The organism is Mycoplasmopsis sturni DSM 22021 (assembly GCF_000701485.1).
Taxonomy (GTDB): domain Bacteria; phylum Bacillota_I; class Bacilli_A; order Mycoplasmatales; family Metamycoplasmataceae; genus Mycoplasmopsis; species Mycoplasmopsis sturni.
Map to the genome: position 1 here is coordinate 226,234 of NZ_KL370785.1, position 19,592 is coordinate 245,825.

15 protein-coding genes and 1 other RNA gene are annotated in these 19,592 nt (G+C 30.9%); 1 reads left to right on the forward strand and 15 read right to left on the reverse strand.

Annotation, left to right across the window (positions count from 1 at the left end):
• Positions 1 to 2: 2 nt before the first annotated feature.
• Positions 3 to 830, reverse strand: coding sequence for a bifunctional 5,10-methylenetetrahydrofolate dehydrogenase/5,10-methenyltetrahydrofolate cyclohydrolase (locus tag Q349_RS02465; RefSeq protein ID WP_036464736.1), 828 nt, complete (start codon positions 828 to 830; stop codon positions 3 to 5).
• Complete coding sequence (locus tag Q349_RS02470; protein WP_036464741.1) at positions 818 to 3,301, reverse strand: valine--tRNA ligase; 2,484 nt, start codon at positions 3,299 to 3,301, stop codon at positions 818 to 820. Before Q349_RS02470 ends, Q349_RS02465 begins: the two co-directional genes overlap by 13 nt.
• Positions 3,302 to 3,390: 89 nt before the next feature.
• On the opposite strand from Q349_RS02470, the gene Q349_RS02475 reads away from it, so the two are divergent.
• Positions 3,391 to 5,133 (forward strand): hypothetical protein, encoded by a 1,743-nt coding sequence (locus Q349_RS02475; RefSeq protein ID WP_036464744.1) that lies wholly within the window; start codon positions 3,391 to 3,393, stop codon positions 5,131 to 5,133.
• A gap of 143 nt (positions 5,134 to 5,276) precedes the next feature.
• Here the strand turns inward: Q349_RS02475 and ftsZ are convergent, their stop codons facing one another.
• From ftsZ to Q349_RS02535, 13 genes are all read right to left on the reverse strand, one after another.
• Entirely contained in the window at positions 5,277 to 6,896 is a 1,620-nt protein-coding gene (gene ftsZ / locus Q349_RS03305) for a cell division protein FtsZ (protein ID WP_051616772.1), read from the reverse strand.
• A gap of 22 nt (positions 6,897 to 6,918) precedes the next feature.
• Entirely contained in the window at positions 6,919 to 8,100 is a 1,182-nt protein-coding gene (locus tag Q349_RS02485) for an MAG3720 family protein (RefSeq protein WP_036464748.1), read from the reverse strand.
• 15 nt (positions 8,101 to 8,115) lie between these two features.
• On the reverse strand, positions 8,116 to 9,015 hold the full coding sequence (gene rsmH, locus Q349_RS02490) for a 16S rRNA (cytosine(1402)-N(4))-methyltransferase RsmH (RefSeq protein WP_036464751.1): 900 nt from the start codon (positions 9,013 to 9,015) through the stop codon (positions 8,116 to 8,118).
• A 4-nt stretch (positions 9,016 to 9,019) separates the two neighbouring features.
• On the reverse strand, positions 9,020 to 9,445 hold the full coding sequence (locus Q349_RS02495) for a division/cell wall cluster transcriptional repressor MraZ (protein ID WP_036464753.1): 426 nt from the start codon (positions 9,443 to 9,445) through the stop codon (positions 9,020 to 9,022).
• A gap of 221 nt (positions 9,446 to 9,666) precedes the next feature.
• Positions 9,667 to 11,502 carry a dihydrolipoyl dehydrogenase gene (gene lpdA, locus Q349_RS02500; protein WP_036464755.1) on the reverse strand — a complete coding sequence of 612 codons (1,836 nt, stop codon included), beginning with the start codon at positions 11,500 to 11,502 and terminating at the stop codon, positions 9,667 to 9,669.
• A gap of 1 nt (position 11,503) precedes the next feature.
• Positions 11,504 to 12,430 (reverse strand): 2-oxo acid dehydrogenase subunit E2, encoded by a 927-nt coding sequence (locus Q349_RS02505; protein ID WP_036464757.1) that lies wholly within the window; start codon positions 12,428 to 12,430, stop codon positions 11,504 to 11,506.
• 15 nt (positions 12,431 to 12,445) lie between these two features.
• Positions 12,446 to 13,444, reverse strand: coding sequence for an alpha-ketoacid dehydrogenase subunit beta (locus Q349_RS02510; protein WP_036464760.1), 999 nt, complete (start codon positions 13,442 to 13,444; stop codon positions 12,446 to 12,448).
• Positions 13,444 to 14,568 carry a pyruvate dehydrogenase (acetyl-transferring) E1 component subunit alpha gene (gene pdhA / locus Q349_RS02515; protein ID WP_036464770.1) on the reverse strand — a complete coding sequence of 375 codons (1,125 nt, stop codon included), beginning with the start codon at positions 14,566 to 14,568 and terminating at the stop codon, positions 13,444 to 13,446. The genes Q349_RS02510 and pdhA overlap by 1 nt, the downstream gene beginning before the upstream one ends.
• 169 nt (positions 14,569 to 14,737) lie before the next feature.
• Positions 14,738 to 15,107, reverse strand: a transfer-messenger RNA (tmRNA) gene (gene ssrA / locus Q349_RS03350).
• Between the two features lies 1 nt (position 15,108).
• Entirely contained in the window at positions 15,109 to 15,549 is a 441-nt protein-coding gene (smpB, locus tag Q349_RS02520) for an SsrA-binding protein (protein WP_036464772.1), read from the reverse strand.
• Between the two features lie 81 nt (positions 15,550 to 15,630).
• Positions 15,631 to 17,736, reverse strand: a complete 2,106-nt coding sequence (locus tag Q349_RS02525; protein WP_051616774.1) for an ATP-dependent Clp protease ATP-binding subunit — start codon at positions 17,734 to 17,736, stop codon at positions 15,631 to 15,633.
• Positions 17,737 to 17,861: 125 nt separating this feature from the next.
• Positions 17,862 to 18,872, reverse strand: coding sequence for an MAG0770 family lipoprotein (locus Q349_RS02530; RefSeq protein ID WP_036464775.1), 1,011 nt, complete (start codon positions 18,870 to 18,872; stop codon positions 17,862 to 17,864).
• Positions 18,873 to 18,874: 2 nt separating this feature from the next.
• Positions 18,875 to 19,591 carry a pseudouridine synthase gene (locus Q349_RS02535; protein WP_036464779.1) on the reverse strand — a complete coding sequence of 239 codons (717 nt, stop codon included), beginning with the start codon at positions 19,589 to 19,591 and terminating at the stop codon, positions 18,875 to 18,877.
• Position 19,592: the final 1 nt, after the last annotated feature.

Genomic DNA, 19,592 nt, shown 5'->3' on the forward strand with positions numbered 1-19,592 from the left:
TTTTATTTTAAAGTATCAATTAAGTTTTTTAATAAACAAACAACAGTCATTGGACCTACACCACCTGGAACAGGGGTAATTGCTGATACTTTATCTTTAACACTTTCAAAATCTACATCACCACAAATTTCATCGGTTACTTTATCATCTAAATTAGTTCCTACATCAATAACAATGGCACCTTCTTTAACATTTTCGGCTTTAATATATTTAGCTACTCCAATGGCTACAATTAAAATATCACCACTTTCAATACCTTTAATTCCGGTATTTTCGTCAAAAGTAGCCATTCCAGCATCACGCCGCTTAATAATGTGTGCAAGTGGTTTTCCTACTAAATGGCTTCTTCCTACAACACAAACTTTTTTCCCTTGAACATCAATGTTATATTCTTCCATTAATTCCAAAACAGCTCTTGCTGTTGCTGGTACAAAGTGTTTTCCTGCATCGTTATATAAATTAAATTCATTACGCGTTGATAAACCATCAACATCTTTTTCATAAGGAACTGCATCTAAAATAACCTGTGCTGGGATGTGTTTAGGAAGTGGCAATTGAATAATAACACCATCAGCTCATTCATTAATATCATCCATTTTCTTTAATAAACGATCTTGACTAATGTTTTCTGGGTATTTAAAAAGTTTTCCTTCAATTCCTACGTACTCACATTTTTTAAGTTTTTGAGCAACATACTTATTTGAAGCTGGATTATCTCCAACTTGAATAATGGCCAATCTTGGTTTACGAATTAAGTTTAAATCAGCAAGCTCTTGTTTTAGTTTATCCAGTTCTCTTTTTGCTAATTCTTTTCCACTTAGTATTTGCATGTTAACTCCTTCTGATATTTTTCTAATTCTTCTTGGTATTTAGTAAGTTTGTCTCTTTCGGATTGAACTTTTTCCTTTGGTGCTTTAGATACAAATTTTTCATTAGCTAAAATTCCTTGAGCACGTTTAATTTCAGTTTTAGTAAATTCGATTTTTTCCAATAAAAGAGCTTTATTTTTTTCTTTTAATGCTTGATCTACTTGAATATAAAGATTGTTATTATTAAGGGCAATTAAAAAATCTTTATTGTCCAAATAGTTAGCAAAAGCCATTGTATTGATAATCTTAATCATTAAATCACTAATTGGTTGCTCTAAACAATAATTTAAGATCTCTTTCTTTGAAATTTCGTTAATTTCACGATATTTACGCAATTCAGTTACAATTTGGATTACTTGATCAATATAAGCAACATTTTCATGAGTTTGAATTTCCATTTTTTGTTCCAATAACTCACTATTGAATAATTCTGAGTGAATCTTATCAGTAATAAATGGCAAGAATGGATGTAAAACTAAAAGCACTTTTTGTAAGATTTTAAGTGCATGACTTTTTGAAGGATTATTTTTAATCATTTCAATATATCAACCACTTAAATCAGTAAATAAAAATCTTTGAATTTCAGAACCAATAATTGCAAATTCATAAGATTCCATCGCTTTATCAATAGTTGCTTGTAATTTAGCTAATTGATTTTCAATTCACAAGTCAGCATCGCTTGTTTGCGCTGATTCTCCTTGAATCGAATTAATAAAGAGGGCAATATTTCATAGCTTATTGTTAATTCTTCAAGCAGACTGAACTTTCTCAGTTGAGAATTTAATATCCATTCCTGGTGAAGTGTTAGTGATTAAGAATCATCTTAATGAATCTGAACCGTATTGTTCAACCATATCCATTGGATCAACTCCATTATTAAGAGATTTAGACATTTTGCGACCTTGTTCATCACGAATCAACCCATGTAAAAGCACTCTTTCAAAAGGTTTTTGATCCATAAATTCTTTACCAAAGAAATACATTCTAGCTACCCAAAAGAAGATAATATCATACCCAGTAACTAATAACGAGAATGGATAATAACGACTTAAATCATTGGTTTTTTCAGGTCATCCTAAGAAGCTAAAAGGAGCAATTCCTGACGAGAATCAAGTATCAAGTACATCAGGATCTTGTACTCACCCTTTACCTGGACTTTGTTGTTGCACTTTAATATTTCCATTAGCATCATATCAGGCAGGAATTTGATGTCCTCATCATAATTGACGCGAAATATTTCAATCATGAATGTTTTCCATTCATTTAATCATGGTTTCTTCAAAACGTTTTGGATAAAATTTAACACCTTTGTCAGACTTGATATCTTCTAAAATTAATTTAGCAAAATGTTTCATTTTAACAAACCATTGTGGTAAAACCAAAATTTCAACAGGAGTTTTTGAACGATCACTAACTCCAACATTAGATACAACTTCTTCAACTTTTTCAATAAAGTTATTTTCAAGTAAATATTGAGCAATTTTAACTCTTGCATCAAAACGTTCTAATTTGTCAAATTGGCTTTTTGGCGCATTAATGAGTCCATTTTTATCAATAGTCTCACGAATCTCCATTCCCAGTTCTTGAATAATATTAATATCGGCCTCTGCATGCGCTGAAAGCTTCATTAATCCTGTTCCAAATTCAGGATCAACATACTCATGTCCAATAATAGGTAATCTTTCACCAGTTAGTGGGTGAATTACATATGATCCTTCTAAATGTTTAAAACGCTCATCATTAGGATTAAAAACTACCGCAACGTCGCTTAATAAAGTTTCGGTTCTTACAGTAGCGATCGTTAAATAATCATTTGAATTTTCTAAAAAGTACTTAATATAATACATTTTTTGTAAAGTGGGTTCATTAATTACTTCAATATTTGAAATAGCTGTTTGCAATTTAACATCTCAACTAATTGCTCTTGCTCCACGGTAAATAAAGCCTTTATTATATAAGTCAATAAAAACATCATTAACAGCTTGGTTTGCTTTAGCATCTAAAGTAAAACGTTCTTTTGAATAATCTAACGCAAGACCAATTTTAGCTCATTGTTCTTTAAAAATGGAAGCATATTCATCTTTTCACTCTCAAATCTTATTAACAAAAGCTTCACGGCCTAAATCATGTCTTGTTTGTCCAGTAGTTTTATATAAAACATCTTCCACTTTACTTTGAGTTGCAATTCCTGCGTGGTCCATCCCAGGAAGTCACATTACATCAAAGCCTTTAAGTTTTTTATAACGAATAATTGTGTCTTGAATATACATATCAATAGCATGTCCAAGGTGCAATTTTCCGGTTACATTTGGAGGAGGCATAAGGATTGAAAATGGTTGCTTTTTAGGGTCATGATTTGAAAAATATCCCTTTGTTCTTCATTTGATTTCAATACCAGCTTCAACTAATTTGTGATCATAATTTTTTAGCATATAAACCTCCAAAAATGTATGTATTTTATCAAAAAATATAAAAAATAATAATATTTTATATTATACCTTAATTTTGCTAAAATAAGCTTATGAAATCAAAACCTAACTTTACAAAATTATGGAAAACCATTTTTCCTATAATCACTCTTGCTTCACCAATGGCCATTATTTCTTGCGCTAATACAACCAATAATACCACTGAAGCTAATAAAACAGATAATTCGGATAAAAATAAAAACGATGAGGACACTAACAATATCGTTGCTAATTCAGAAATTGCCAAAGAACTAAATTTATACAACGAGCAAATTAATAAGTTCTTTAAAGATGCTTTTGCTTTTGGTAATAAAGTCAATGATAATAATAAAGAACACTTCCAAAGTCAAATTAATGATATTCTAGGTCAAATCAAACAAGCCAAAAACCAAGTTTTAACTATTATTAATGAAGGCTTAGAAAAAATAGAAAAAGCAAATGAACTTAAAGATAAGATGGATTCTCAAATTAATTGATATTTACAAAGCGGACAAATTATTGATTTTCTTAATGGGACAAACCAATTAACTAAAAGTGCTGAAATGTGAGTTGAATCACTTACTCAACACTCAGAAGAAGGTTTAGTTCACACTCAAGAATATCAAAATCTTTATAATGATTATTTCCGTGGTCAATTTGATATTTATCTTTTTGTTTGAATTTATCGAGTTGAATTACTTCAATCTGCAATTGAACTTCAACAACAGTTCTATAAAGACAAATTAAACGATCAGCAAAGAAAATTCATTGAAGATTCAAAAAATAAATCCCAAGATATTATCAAGAAATTCCAAGAAATTAAAACTAAAATTGATCAAGCTATGCAAGATAACAAAAAAAATCTAAGCAACAATGATTCATTCTTAAAAGAAATTCAAGTTAATGAAGATCTTGGAAAAGTAATTGAAGAGACTAAGAACTTTACAAATCAGTGAAAAGAACAAATTAACTCCATAATCTTTGAAGGTCGTCAAATAGAGCACCAAAATTCATTTGTATATTGAGAAACCGATTCTAATTCTTACTTTAACTTAGTAGATTTTCAAAATGAAATTCCAAAAGAAGAACTTGATCATTTACCTTTTGATTGATTTAAGTATAAAGATTTTGTTCAAGGTTTTATTAAACAAGATCACAACCAATTCTTTTCACGTTATTCATATGATAATGACTTAAAAGTTGATCATTTTCTAAAATCAAGATTAATTAGCCAAAACCAAGAAGTTTCCAAAGAAATTCCGCTTACAGTATATAAAAAAGAACAAAACGGAACATTACCAACATTAGAGGATGACTTTGAAAGCGATCTATACCAAAAGAAACTTTCAAAACAACTTGATACATTAAAAGGTGACTATATTATTAAATTTAGCCTTTCATTACAAGATATTCAAAATTTCTTAAATTTCAATGGAATTCAAGAAAATCAGCAATTTAATGAGTATTTAAATAATTACCTAAGCGATCCTGCTCATGCTAATGAAGCAGCAACGTTAAGCCAAATTACAAGCTTTTCAATTATTCAAAGTAATTTTATTCCTGCTGTTGAAAAAGAAACCTTAACTTTAACACCTCAAATTCTTTTAAAAAATAAAAGCTATGCTTTAGCAGAAGAATTGCAATTAGTAAATCCAGATCAATTCCAAAAAGAGTATGTTATCCTTAGTAAAAAAGGACTAAATTTAGACAATATTACCTTAAGTTACTTTATTGGTTTAACTAAAGAACAATACCAAGAATTAACAAAAAGTAACGATTCAAAAACAGAAAATATTTTTCCAATTAAATTTGCATAAGAAAAAGCTCCTTTTTAGGAGCTTTTCATTTTATGTAATTAAGCTACAACCGTCATTGTAGCTTAATTATGTTTTCTTGGTAAATTAACTAAAAAGATTTTTAAATCCTTATTTTCTAAGACATCAATTGGTGTTTTAAAAATTTATTTTCCAGTAATTCTACTTCAAAAACTTTTTCTACCCACTTCTTGGGTATTTTCACCTTTATCTTTAGAAAAACTAAACATGTTATTAAATTCTTTAGTAGTTCCCTCTGAAGTTTGACTAATGCTTTGATATTCATTAGTATTACTTTTTGAGAAAATGCTTTCGTAATTTTCATATTTAGAAGGAATTTCATCTGATGGTTCTTCGATGTATTCCTTCTCTGGTTCTTTTTGAGTTTCTAAACTTTGGTAATTAAGAACATATTCTTTTTGAGTCTCTTTTGAATTTTCATAGTGATCATCTACGATTTCTTGAGAGACAATTTGTGAATCATGTTCTTCAAAATCTACAACAGATTCTGGTTCTTGTTGCTGATATTCATTATAAGTGTAAATTGGTTCAATAATTTTTTTCTTTGGTTCTTCAACAACTTCTTCAATGAAGTTGGGACTTTCACTTTCGTGAAAGTCATTAGATAGCAAAGATTCTTCTTCAACTTTCTCTTCTACCTTAGTTTGATTAACTTCCTCATCAAATTCTTTGTCATTTGATTTATCAAGAACTAAAGTTCTTACTTTAGGATCGTTAGTTCCGGTTGCAATAACAGAAACTCTAAAAATTTCTGCTTCATCTTTTGAAATTTCAACAGGTTCTTGTCCTACAATAACCTCGAAATCTTCATCGTCATCATCATAAGAAGCACCAAATAATTGATAAACACGTTCGGTTGCTGTGTTGATTTCTTTTAATGGTGTTTTATTATCATATTGAATATTGACAATAATTTTGGATGCTTTTTTAATTCTTTGATCGTAAAGATCTTGTTCAAAAGCTCGATCAACAGCCTTGGTAGCACGATCTTTTCCGGTTGCAGAACCAATTCCGACCATTGTAAGTCCAGCATTACTTAAGACTTTTCTTACATCCTCAAAGTCGATATTAATTTTTCCAACTCTATATAAAATATCATGTAAAGCAAGGATAATATTTTTAAGGGTTAAATTTGAAAGTTGAAAAGTATCTTCAACTGGAATGTCTTGGAAGTTTTCAACTAACTTATCATTTGAAAGGACAATGTATGAATCGACATGTTTTGCAATGTTCTTGATTCCCTCTCTGGCGTATCTACGACGTTTTGGGCCTTCGTACATAAATGGCGTCGTAAGAATTGCAATAGTTAAGGCACCTAAGCTTTTAGCAATTTCAGCAAATACAGGAGCAGCTCCAGTTCCGGTTCCACCTCCAAGACCTGCAGCGATGATCACCACATCAGCACCTTTAAGTTTTTCTTTGATTTCTTCGGCACTTTCGCTAGCTAATTGAGCACCACGATCAGGATCAGATCCAGCACCAAGTCCACGGTTACCTTTTCCTAAAGCAATTTGTGTTTCACAATCATTAACTGCTAATGCTTGTGCATCGGTGTTTGCGACCATGAATTCAACATGTTGAAAGTTAGTTTTATCCATCATTTGAATCGCATTGTTTCCGGCACCACCAATACCGACAACTTTTAAAACAATTTCGGCGATATTTTCATCATGGATTTTTTCTTTCTCTTGATTGTTCAATTCTTTAATTTGTTGATGTTGTTGGTCTTTTAAATGATCAAACATAATCTTCTCCTTCTTAAAATTATTAAATGAGTTTTTTAAAGGCAAATAATTCTTTAAAGAAGAATTTTTGCTTTTTCTGTGGTAAGTCGAAATGACTTGAAATTGTATTGGTTGGATTTTGTTGATTGTTAATAAAAGAATTAACAAAAAATATAGCTCCTGAAATGGTGTTTTGAATTTGGTAAATACTTTTTTTATTAGTGCGAACACCAACTTTAGTAAATCCTAGTTTTTCAAAATAAGATAAACTCTGTAAACGATTATTAAGTGATTCTAATTCACCACTAAAAGAAACACTATTTAACCTTTTAGAATCTATAGTATTTTGATTAACAAAATCACTAATTGTTAAGGTTAACATTTTTAAGAAAGTATCAACCTCATTTGCGACTAATTTAAGATTCAAATCAGAAAGCATCTTGGGGTTAGCAAAATTCAGCACATAATTAATTTGTGGCAATACCAAATTTTGAGATTTATTTAAAATAGTTGCTACATCTGAAATTAAATTATTAGTACCCACTATTAATTTTTCATATTTTAAAATAGCACCATTTTTAACTAAACTTAAAGTAAAGTAATTGCCATTAATATCTACTGAAAGATTCAAGTTGCTTTCTGTCATTAAAGCAGCATAGATTTGACTTTTTAAAATAATATGAACTTTGTTGTTAGGTAAAGCAAGGAATCAACTCAAAAGTTCATAATTAGGATCTGTATTTGCAATTGTAAAATAAGAACTTCTTGCTTTAAGCTTCTCAAATTTCCGTGAGTAAGGAAATTGATAATAAGTTTTAGTAGTTCCTTTTCAAGACAAAATAAATTCATAGTTAATGATTTCACCTAACAAATGTAAATCATTTTTTTGTGTCTGATATTCAATATTGTTGATGATGAGTTGTTTTATATTAAAGTTTTCAAAATTAGTAATTTCACCATGTTGAATAAATGTATTATAAGTATGAAAATTTAAAGTTGTGAAAAAATCATCATCTAAAATAAGATTTAAATTAGGTTTGCTTTCAAGAGAGTTTAAAACTTGAGCGATTTTATACAAATGTTTTTGAAGTTCGTTTTTATTTTGATAATCAAAAAATAACTCACCTATCTGTTTGTCAAGAAAATAATCCCCATTATTTTCTTTAACCAAAATAAAGTGTATCTTATTTAGGCCAAGATAAACATTTGCAACACTCAAATTCATTTCCCTCTCCTATTATTATTGCTTGTATAACACTCGTAATTTTGCACTTTTAGAACGAGAATTTTGTTCTAATTCTTCTTTTGAAGGTTTAAACTGTTTAGCCACGTAATTTTTAGTTACGATAATAGGCATTTTCGTTGGATTTTTATCCTCAATTAGGTTTTTAAAGAAATTTTTCACAATTTTATCTTCTAAAGAGTGAAACGTGATAATAGCTAGTTGACTTTTAGGTTTTAAAAGTTCAACAGCATCAACAAGCATGTTTTTAAGGGACTCTAGTTCGTTATTAACTTCAATCCGGATTGCTTGAAAAATAGCCTTGGAAGGATTCTTTTGTTTCAATAATTTGGCAGGGTATGCACTTTTGATTACATCAACAAGCTCCAATGTAGTATTAATTGGACGAGCTTTTACAAGAGCTTTCGCAACTTGCCGAGCAAGCTTTACATCAGCATTATCTCATAAAATCTTCGCCAACATTTCCTCACTGTAATTATTGACAATTTCATAAGCACTCAGACTTTGCTGTTGATCCATACGCATGTCTAGTTTAGCATCTCTCAGATAACTAAAACCTCGCTCTGTTTGATCAATTTGCGGTGATGAAACACCTAAATCAGCTATGATTCCATCAACTTGGAAAATTCCTCTTTTGTTTAATTCTGATTTTATATCCTTGAAATCACTTTTAATTAACTCAAAATTAGGCGATACTTTTGCTAGGCGATTGCTAGAATACTCTAAAGCAAAATCATCCTTGTCAAAAGCATACAATTTTCCAGTTGTTAAATGTTTTAAAATAGATTCTGAATGCCCACCCATGCCCAGAGTTAAATCAACATAAATACCATTAGGTTGAATCTTTAATTCAGAAATTGTTTCTTTTAAAAGAACTGAATAATGTAATTTATCCATAATTTTATAATTCTGAAATTTCTTCAGCTAAATTCGCAAGATCTCCTTCAGTATACTGACTTTCAAAAGCCTCAAAACTTTCTTTTGATCAAAGTTCAATAATTGATCCGGTTCCCACAAAAACAACTTCTTTTTGGATAGCGAGCTTATCAATAATAAACTTTGGAAGTGAAATTCTTCCTTGCTTATCAAGTGATGCTTCGAAAGCGTTGGACATAATAATTCGAGTAAAATGTCTCACTTTTTGGTTAAATTGAGATTTACTTTGGAGCTGTTGAACATAAGCAAGAAAGTTTTCCTGGCTACGGAGCTCATAATTTTGATCAAGTCCGATAGTTATAAAAAAACTTCTACCTAGGTATTCTTTAAAAACAGGCGGCAAAACCACACGGTTTTTATCATCAACAGTTCGTGTGTGTTGTCCATACATACCACTTCCTCCCACTATCCACCAATATTTTACCTTATTTAGTATGCTTTTTTTAAAAAAATTGATGGTATTTTTTAAATATGGATACTTTTCCATATGATTAAAAATTCTCTTTGCGTACACTTGTATAAACGTAAAATAAAACTCTAAAAAAGAAGAAAAAAACGCAAAATAAAGTTGCGTTTTTTCTAATTTATAATAAGTTTAACCTAAGAAAAAGATTATTTTGCTCTAAGTTTAGCAAGCGAAAGTTTAAGACTTGCTGAACGAGCGGCTTCTCAAATAATTTCTCCATATGTTGGGTGAGGGTGAATTGTTTTAGCAATTTCATTAACAGTAATTTCTTGCTCCATTGCTAAAGCAATTTCTGAAATATAATCAGTAGCATGAGCACCAACAATTCATGCTCCTAAAATTTCACCAAATTCTTTATCAATAATAAGCTTAATAAATCCTTGGGTATTAACTGCAGCAATTGATTTTCCTAAGTATTCAAATAAGTATTTTGAAGTAAGGACATCTTTTCCTTGAGCACGAGCTTCTTCTTCGGTAATTCCAAGGAATGCGATTTCTGGATTAGTGTAAATACATCCAGCAACTGATTTAGGTTTATATGTTTCTTGATTTTTGTCACCTAAAATATTATAGATGGCAGTCATCGCATGTGCATACGCAACATGAGCTAACATAGCTTGACCAACAACATCACCAATAGCATAAACACCTTCAATGTTTGTTCTTTGGTGATCATCAACAATAATTTCTCCTCTTGAACCAAGTTTAATTCCCGCTTCTGCTAAACCTTGAGTATTAGGTGTTCTTCCGGTAGCAGTAAGAATTAATTCTTGCTCAAGAATTCTTTGTTCACCTTTAACATTAATATGTAATTTGTCATTTTCAAATTTTTCTGTTTGTGCTTCAAAAAGTACTTCTACTCCTAATTTATCAAGCATTTTAGCTAGTTCTTTTGAAACATCCTTATCTGCAGCAGGAAGAAGCCTTTCGGTATTTTGTACAATAACAACCTTAGTTCCTAGTGAAGCAAAAATGGTTGCAAATTCAAGCCCTATTACTCCCCCACCAATAATAGTTACTGATTCAGGACGTTTGTCTTTTCAATTAATAGCTTCTTTAGAAGTGATAATTTTTTTATCTTGATATCCTTGTTCAAATCCAGGAATCTTTAGTAATTTATTAGCTGTTGAACCAGTGGCAATAATAAGGTTTTTAGTACGGTATACTTTTCCATTAACTTCAACTACACGATCTCCAAGAATTTTTCCCTCACCAAAAACAGTTTTAGCTTTTGATGATTTCATAAGCATTTCTACTGAACTTGAGATTTTCTTAACAACTTCTTCTTTACGAGCATGCATTGACTGTCAAGTTTTATCATAATCAATTGCCGCTGTTTTTTTGAAGGTAATTCCATATTCTTCAGCATGTGTAATAGTTTTAACTACTTCTGTTGATTTTAAAAGAGCTTTAGTTGGAATACATCCGGTATTTAAGCAAACTCCTCCTCAAAATGATTTTTCAATAATCATTGTTTTAAGCCCGCTTTTTCCGGCTTCTTCGGCAGCTAAGTATCCACCAGGACCTGAACCTAATACAATAACATCGTAGTCTTCATCAATTTTTCCATTATAAGGCTTAACTGAATTATTTGGTCCTTTTGATTCTTGTGTAGGAGCCGCTGAAGCTTTAGCAAAACCAGAAAGATCAATAAGATCATTATTAACAACAGCTTCTCCAACAACCGATGCCCCGGTTTCGGCTTTTGGCGCTGTTTCCGTTTCTGTTTCTGTTACATTATCACCTGATCCATCATCAATAAGAAAAATTTCTTGACCAACATGAATAACATCGCCTGTATTCATCATGATCTTACTGATTTTTCCATTAACTGGAGAAGTGATATCAGAAGTTACTTTATCAGTTTCAACACTAAATAAATTATCACCTTCTTTAATATCTTGACCTTCTTTTACGTAAATTTCTGCAACTGTACCTTCGTGAAGTCCTTCACCAATGTCAGCGAATTTAAATTTATACATCTTAGTACACTCCTAATACTTCGGGTTTTTCTAATAATTCTTTAATCCGTGAAGCAAATCTTCCAATTTCTGCACCATCAATTCAACGGTGATCGGCAGCAATAGTAATATACATTGCTTTACCTGCTACAACTTGTCCATTTTTAACCATCGCTTCATCCACAATAGCACCTACTCCAGCAATTGCTAATTCAGGATAATTAATAACAGGAACTCCTCATAAACTTCCTACTGATCCATAATTAGTTACAGTAAAGGCGGCACCACGCATTTCATTGGGCTTGATGGTTTTTTCTCTTGCAGCTTTGGCAAGTCTTGCAATTTCTTTGGCAAGATCTAAAATTGAAAGTTGATCAGCTCCATTGATAACAGGAACCATAAGTCCTGCTTCGGTATCAACTGCAAATCCTAAATTAATTACTCCAGGAAAATCTAAAGTATTTTTTGCTTCATTAAATTTAGCTGTAAATTTTGGAAATTCTCTTAGTGCAATAGAAACAGCTTTAAGAATATATGGTAAGAAAGTAAGTTTAACATTTTCGTTTTTCAGTACAAGATCTTTGATTGAACTTCTTAAATTTCAAAGCGCAGTCATGTCAATTCTGTGGACTAAGTTAACATAAGCAACATTATCTCACGAATTAGTTAAAGCTTTAGCAATGGCTTTTCTAATTGGGGTAATTGGGGTTGAATACGGTTCACCAAAAGTAATTTGTTTTACCGGCGCAGCTGCAGGTGCTGTCGATTCACTTGAAGTAGGTTTTGGCGAAATTGTTTGAGCACTAGCTTTTGATTGTGACTGAGCTAAATATGCTTCAACATCAGCCACTAAAATTCTTCCGTGATCTCCTGAGCCTTGAACTTGTTCTAAATCAATTCCAAGTTTGGCAGCTTTAGCTCTTGCAATAGGTGTTGATTTAATTGGCATTTTTTCTCCTTCTAATTAAAATTTAAACGACATTACTTCTTTAACTTTATCAATGATTTTTTCATCATTAATTGCGTGGAAGTTTTCGCCTTTTGCAAGTGGCACAGTAATATCGTATCCAGTTAAACGAGCCATTGGTGCTTTAAGATATTCAAAAGCTTTTTCGTTAACTCTAGCCATAATTTCAGATGAAACAGAAAAACTTCTAACTGCTTCATGAACAACTAATAATCTTCCTGTTTTTTTAACCGATTCAACAATGGTAGCGTGATCAAGTGGTTTAATGGTTCTAAGGTCAATAAGTTCGATTGAAATTTCAGGATTTGATGCTTGAAGTTTTCTCATTGCTGCAAGTGAATCGTGTACTTGCGCACCATATGTGACCAAAGTTAAGTCATTTCCAGAAACAAGAACATTAGCCTTTCCGATTTCAACCTCATAATATTCAGCTGGAATTTCTTGTTTTCCAGCACGATAGATTTTTTTAGGTTCCAAGAAAATAACAGGATCAGGATCATTTAAAGCAGCTAATAAAAGACCTTTTGTATCATATGGAAAAGCAGGCATAACTACTTTAGTACCAGGAACATGTGAATAAATGGCTTCAAGAGCTTCTGAGTGGTGCTCTAATGCTCTAATTCCTCCACCCATAGGCATACGAATAACAATCGGTACATGTAAACGACCACGAGAACGATTTCTTAAACGAGCTGCATGTGTAAAAATTTGTTGCATTGCTGGATATGAAAATCCTTGAAATTGTAACTCTCCAATAGGTTTAAGACCAGCAAGTGATGCTCCAATTGCTACTCCGGCAATTGCAGCCTCTGAAATTGGGGTATCAAAAACACGAGCTACGCCATATTTTGCCTGAAGTCCTTGAGTTGCTCTAAAAACCCCTCCTTCAAATCCGGCATCTTCTCCAAAAAGAACAACATTTTCGTCTTTTTCCATAGCTAAATCAAGAGCATGAGTGAGTGCTTCAATGTTATTTACTAATAATTTTTCAGCCATTATTTTGCTCCTTTTTCACTTCAAAACTTAATAGCTTCTTGTTTTTGTTCGATTAAATATTCAGGTAATTTATCATAAGTGTAATCAAAAATATCATCAAGTTTAGTATTGATTTGGGTCATACTTTCTTCATAAGTCTTTTTAACTGTCTCAAGACTTGAAGCTCAAATTTGTTCTTTTTGAGCTTCATCTAAAGCACCAATGCTAAAAAGATAGTTTTCAAAACGATGCATTGGCTCTCATTTTTCATGCTCTTTTTCTTCTTGTTCACTACGGTAAACTCTTGGGTTATCTGATGTAGTATGAGGTCCTTGACGTCATGTAACAAATTCAACAATAATTGGTTTATTTGTTTCCCTTGAATAAGTTATTGCATCTAAAATAGCTTCATAACTTGCTAAAAAATCATTCCCATCTACTCTAATTCCAGCACATCCAAAAGCTGCTGCTTTCATCGCAATGGTAGCTGATACTGATTCAAAATGGTTAGGAGTCGAAATAGCTCATTGGTTATTATTTACACAAAATACTGCAGGTCATTCTTGAACGGCGGCAATATTAACACCTTCAGCAAATTCCCCTTCTGTAGTTCCACCATTACCAACAAAAGTAACAGCTACACCACCAGTTTTTTTCTGTTTCATTGCATAAGCCATTCCGGCTGCATGCGAAATTTGAGATGCAATAACAATATTAACTGGTAATACTTTTACATCTTCAGGAATATTGCATCCTCATTCGTTACCATTTCAGTAAAGCATTTGATTTAACATAGGCACACCAAGAGCTAACATAGTTGCATTTGATCTAAAAGCTGGTAAAAATCAGTCTGTTTTAGGATTCATAGCAAAAGCAGTGGCTACCTGGAGTGCTTCTTCCCCTAAGTTTGGAACGAAAGTTAGCATTCTTCCTTGTCTTTGTAATTGAAGCATGTAAGTGTCTTGCTGACGCGAAAGCACCATTCATTTATAAGCTTCAACTAATTTTTCTTTTGACAAAGAAGGTTTATATTTTTTATCAATTAATTTACCATCAATATCAAGAATTCTAATCATTTCATTAGGATCTGACATTACTGTGTAATTTCCCTCTTTATCTAAAGCATATTTATACTTATGTGACATACTTTAAGAGTCCTTTCAAAGATATTCAATTTATCTAATAAATATTATAACTTTATTTTAGAAAAATTAAGAATTTTCCACATATTCCCATATCGTATAAAAATAAGACGAAATTGTAAAAAATAAAGAAAAAAGCACAATTTGTGCTTTTTTGGTCGCTTTTGCGTTTTGGTGGAGATGACGGGAGTCGAACCCGTGTCCGCATATAAACTTAAATTTGCTTCTACAGTTTAGTTTGTTTTTCTTTAGAAAATCATGCTCAAAACAAACAAAAAGAAACATGTTTTCTTTGACTATATTTCGCTTAATAAATCGTCAGTTTATTGCTATCCCGAAAGCCCGTTATTAAATTGTGGGAGCAAGATAATAACGACCAAACTTTATTAAAATGCGAAAGCTTGGGTTTGTGGTTGCATAAACATAAAGTTTGATGCTTTTTCTTCTTTAGATTTTCCGTTTATTAAAACCTAGAAGTCGTTAAGGAGACCAATCCACTGCCACAAAAATTCATCCATACACGTCGAAACCATTACACCCCCGTTAATAGTAACTTTTAAGCGTTTTTAAGAGGCGCTTTTGAGATTCTTCTTTGGCGATTTTATCACGCTTATCATATTTTTTAAGTCCACGAGCTAAGGCAATTTCGACTTTAATTTTACTTTGGTTATTAAAGTAGATTTTGAGCGGAACTAATGTTAAGGGTTGCGATTCAAGTTTGAATTTGATTCTTAGAATTTCGTGCTTATGCATTAATAACTTACGATCTTGTCTTTCATTAACTTTTAATAACATATATTGCTTAAAATAAGCATCTTTAAGATAAAGTTCATTTTTGTAAATTGAACAATAAGCATTACTTAAATCAACTGAATTAGCACGAGCAGTCTTAACCTCTCAGCCTTCTAATTTAATGCCTGCCTCAAATTTATCTAAAATTTCATAATCTCGTAAGATCTTTTTGTTGTTATTAATGATTTTCATATGCAACTAAATTTTAACATAAACAAAACTAAATTAGTAAATGTAAAAAAGCAACAAAAAAAGCAACTAAAGTTGCTTTTTTTATTTAATGGTAAATTTGTTTTTCTCAACTTCCACTTTTCAGTTTTTGTTGCTATTTTGTGATTCGATAATATAAAGAGCAATTAAACTTTCAAGATATTTTTGAATATAACGTTTAATTGGGCGCGCTCCATATTCAGGATCATAGCCATCTTTAATGATCTTTTCAATAACTTTATCATCAAAATCTAAATGAATTTCCTTTGCAGCTCAAACACGATTTTTAAGTTTCTCAAGTTCAATTGTAATAATATCTTTAAGAGCCTTTTCACTAAGTAAATTAAAGGAAATAATTTCATCAATCCGATTGATAAATTCAGGTTTGAGGAATTTTAATAAAATTGATTTTAATTTAGTTTCGCTTAAAGTGTTTTTTGAATCAATAATCTCTTTAGCTCCTAAATTAGTAGTCATAATAACAATTAAATTACGACCATTGATTTGTTTTCCTTTTGAATCAGTAATAATCCCATTATCAAGTAATTGTAAGAATATATTTAAAACATCTGGGTGTGCTTTTTCAATTTCATCTAATAAAAGTATGCTGTAAGGATTTTTCCGAATACGCTCTGAAACGTGTCCACCATCATCAAAACCAACATACCCTGGAGGAGCTCCAATAATTTTGGCAACTGTGTGTTTTTCCATATATTCAGACATATCTAAACGAATCATTTGTTTTTCACTATCAAAAAGATCTAACGCAAGTTTACGCGCTAATTCAGTTTTTCCCACTCCTGTTGGCCCCATAAAAAGGAAGCTTGCTAATGGACGGTTAGGATCATTAATATTAGCTTTAGTACGTAAAATAGCTTGTGATACCAATTTAACAGCATGTTTTTGTCCGATAATTTGCTTGTTTAAAGTTTTTTCTAAACTAATAAGTTTGCTTTTTTCGGCTTCAACAAGCTTAGATACTGGTATTTTAGTTCATTTTGACACAATCATAGCTACTTCTTCTTCTGAAACTGTGTCTTTAAGCAATTGGTTATTATTGCTTTGCTCCAAATTACGTAATTCTTGTTCTACACTTGGTATTTCAGCGTATTTTATTTTTGAGGCAAGTTCATAATTAGTTTCATTTTCTGCTTTTGAAAGTTTAAATTTAAGATTAATAAGTTTTTCTTGTAATTTAGCAATCTTAGTAATGTTTGCTTTTTCTTCGTTTCATTGTTTGGTTAATTTCTCTATTTTATCGTTAACTTCTTTTAATTCATTTTCAATTTCATTTAGCCTTTTGTCTTGGTTGTTTTTGCCTTTAATGGCGTGTTTTTCGACTTCTAATGTCATTTTTTGTTGTTTAGCTTTTTCTAAGGATTCTGGAATAAAATTCATTTGCACTTTAATGGTTGCTGCTGCTTCATCCACTAAATCAATTGCCTTATCAGGTAAAAAACGATCGGTAATATAACGATTTGATAAATTAGCAGCAGCTACAAGTGCAGCATCATCGATTTTAACTTTGTGAAAATTTTCGAGAAATTCTTTAATTCCACGCAAAATAGTAATAGTATCACTAACACTTGGTTCATTAACATCAATTCGTTGCATTCTTCTTTCAAGAGCTGCATCACTTTCTATATATTTACGATATTCATCAAAAGTAGTTGCCCCTACAAGATGTAAATTTCCACGTGCCATAGCTGGCTTAATGATGTTAGCTGCATCCATACCAGAATTAGAACCTGCTTTTCCGGTTCCTATTAACATATGAATCTCATCAATAAATAAAATAATTTCTTGCTTGCTTTCGTCAATTGCTTTCATAACTTCTTTAAGACGTTTTTCAAATTCACCTTGATATGAAGCACCCGCAATTAAAGCTGCTAAATCTAACTCAATAACTTGAGCATCAAGTAAATTTTCAGGCACTTGTTTTTCATTTATTTTTAAAGCAAGTCCTTCTACTATAGCGGTTTTCCCAACTCCTGGTTCACCTACAAGAACTGGGTTATTTTTAGTTTTACGACTTAAAATACGGACCATACGACGAATTTCTTCATCACGACCAATAACTGGGTCCAGTTTATTTTGTTTAGCCAATTCAGTTAAATTCTTTCCATATTTAACTAATGGATTTTGATTTGGTTCTCATGTTGCATTCATAATATGCCCCTTTCCTTGTTAAATAGTTATAATTATTATAACATATTTTTTAGCAAAGTAAGTAATTATTTGCTAAATTTTTTAAAATAAAAAAACACAACTAAAATTAAGTTGTGTTTTTATCGTTAAAGCCCTTTATAAATATTAGAAATTTCTTTTCAAGAATTAAGCATTTTAGTAAAAGGTGAATTGTCAGCAAAGTAACCTAAAAAATCACTACTTGGATATTCACCTCCATATTGGGATACTACATCTTGGATTGACTGTACATAATTAGAATATCCATTATTTAAAAGATTGATTTGTTTTTTTAATTCATCCGGTAGTTCGCTTAAATGATCATTTAAATAATCTATAAAACCTTTAATTTTTTCATTAGCTAAACTTTTTTCATTAGCCACCACAGCACTTCATTCTTTTACAATATTACCTAAAGCATGAGTGTGTTCTGAGACTGTAGTTTCACCAGCGTTATTATCAACTTTAATTTTTTTAGCCAATTGAGAATAATCAATTTTGGTTAATTTAGGATTATATCAATCTCTGTGATACTGACTTTGACCCTTATTTAGTCCTAGTGCCTCGTTGCTTCCGATATAAAATGTATCATCAAAGACTGAGCTCTTTTTAAAATTATGAACGAGTTTGTCGATTCTGTCTTTGGTTACATAAAAATCATTATTATCACTATTGAATTGATTAGTAAGATCTGTGATAATGCTTTTTAATTCAGTATTAATTGAAGCAAAACGAATAAAAGCATCTATATAAGTTTTAATTTCATTTAAACTCAAATCAGTTTCTTGGTAAAAATTCTCTAAAATTTTTTGTTTTAACCCAAAGTTATTATCTTGATTTTGAATGTATTTATTAATTGAATCTAATGATGAAATAAGACTTGATGTTTTCTGGTTAATATCTTTATAAAAGAAATCAATATTTTCGGTTTTTATCTTGTTTTTGTTTCCTAAAAAACTTTCAATTCTATCAAATTGCTGATTATATTGTGTTTGAATTTTTTGTACTTCTTTTTGTCTTGTATCACTAGCTTTATCAAAATCGCTACCACATGAAATTGAAAGCGGAATGATTGATACAACCGACAAAGGAGCTATTCATTTAAATATTTTTTTCATAATTATTCCTCTTCTCTTGAAGTAAGTAATTTAAGATTCTTAATTTCCTTTAAATTAAGCCTACGATATTCACCCACAGGAATTTTTTCAACTGTAATTCCGGCATAAGCAATTCTTTTTAAATTAATAACTATCTTATTAACCGATTCAAAAATTTTTTTAACATGATGGTATGTTCCAACATGTAAGATTACTTCATAACTTTTTGGGGCACCTTCAATTGGTAAAACAACCTGCTGTGAAGGTTTACCATTAATAATTAAAGTTTCATTTAATTTTTTTAATTCACTTTTAGTTAAAGGGAGGTTTAATCTGGCTCGATAATTACGTGTAATTTTATACTTAGGATGAGTTAATTTATTAGATAAATCGCCATCATTGGTTAAAAGTAAAACTCCAGTAGTATCATAATCTAAACGACCAACAGGAAAAATTTTATGTGGTGTATTAATTAAATCAGTGACAATTTTGCGTCCTTCTGGATCTTTTAAAGTACAAACATAACCTTGAGGTTTGTTTAACACAAAATAAACTAAATTTTCTTTTTTAATTGGTTTGTTATCAACAAGAATATGATCATTAAAACTTGCTTTGCTTCCAAGTTCAGCAACTTTTCCATTGACTTTAACACGTCCACTTTTAATAAAAATTTCCGCTTCACGACGCGAAGCAATTCCTGCTTGCGAGAGAATTTTTTGTAATCTTTCTAATTTTTGCATA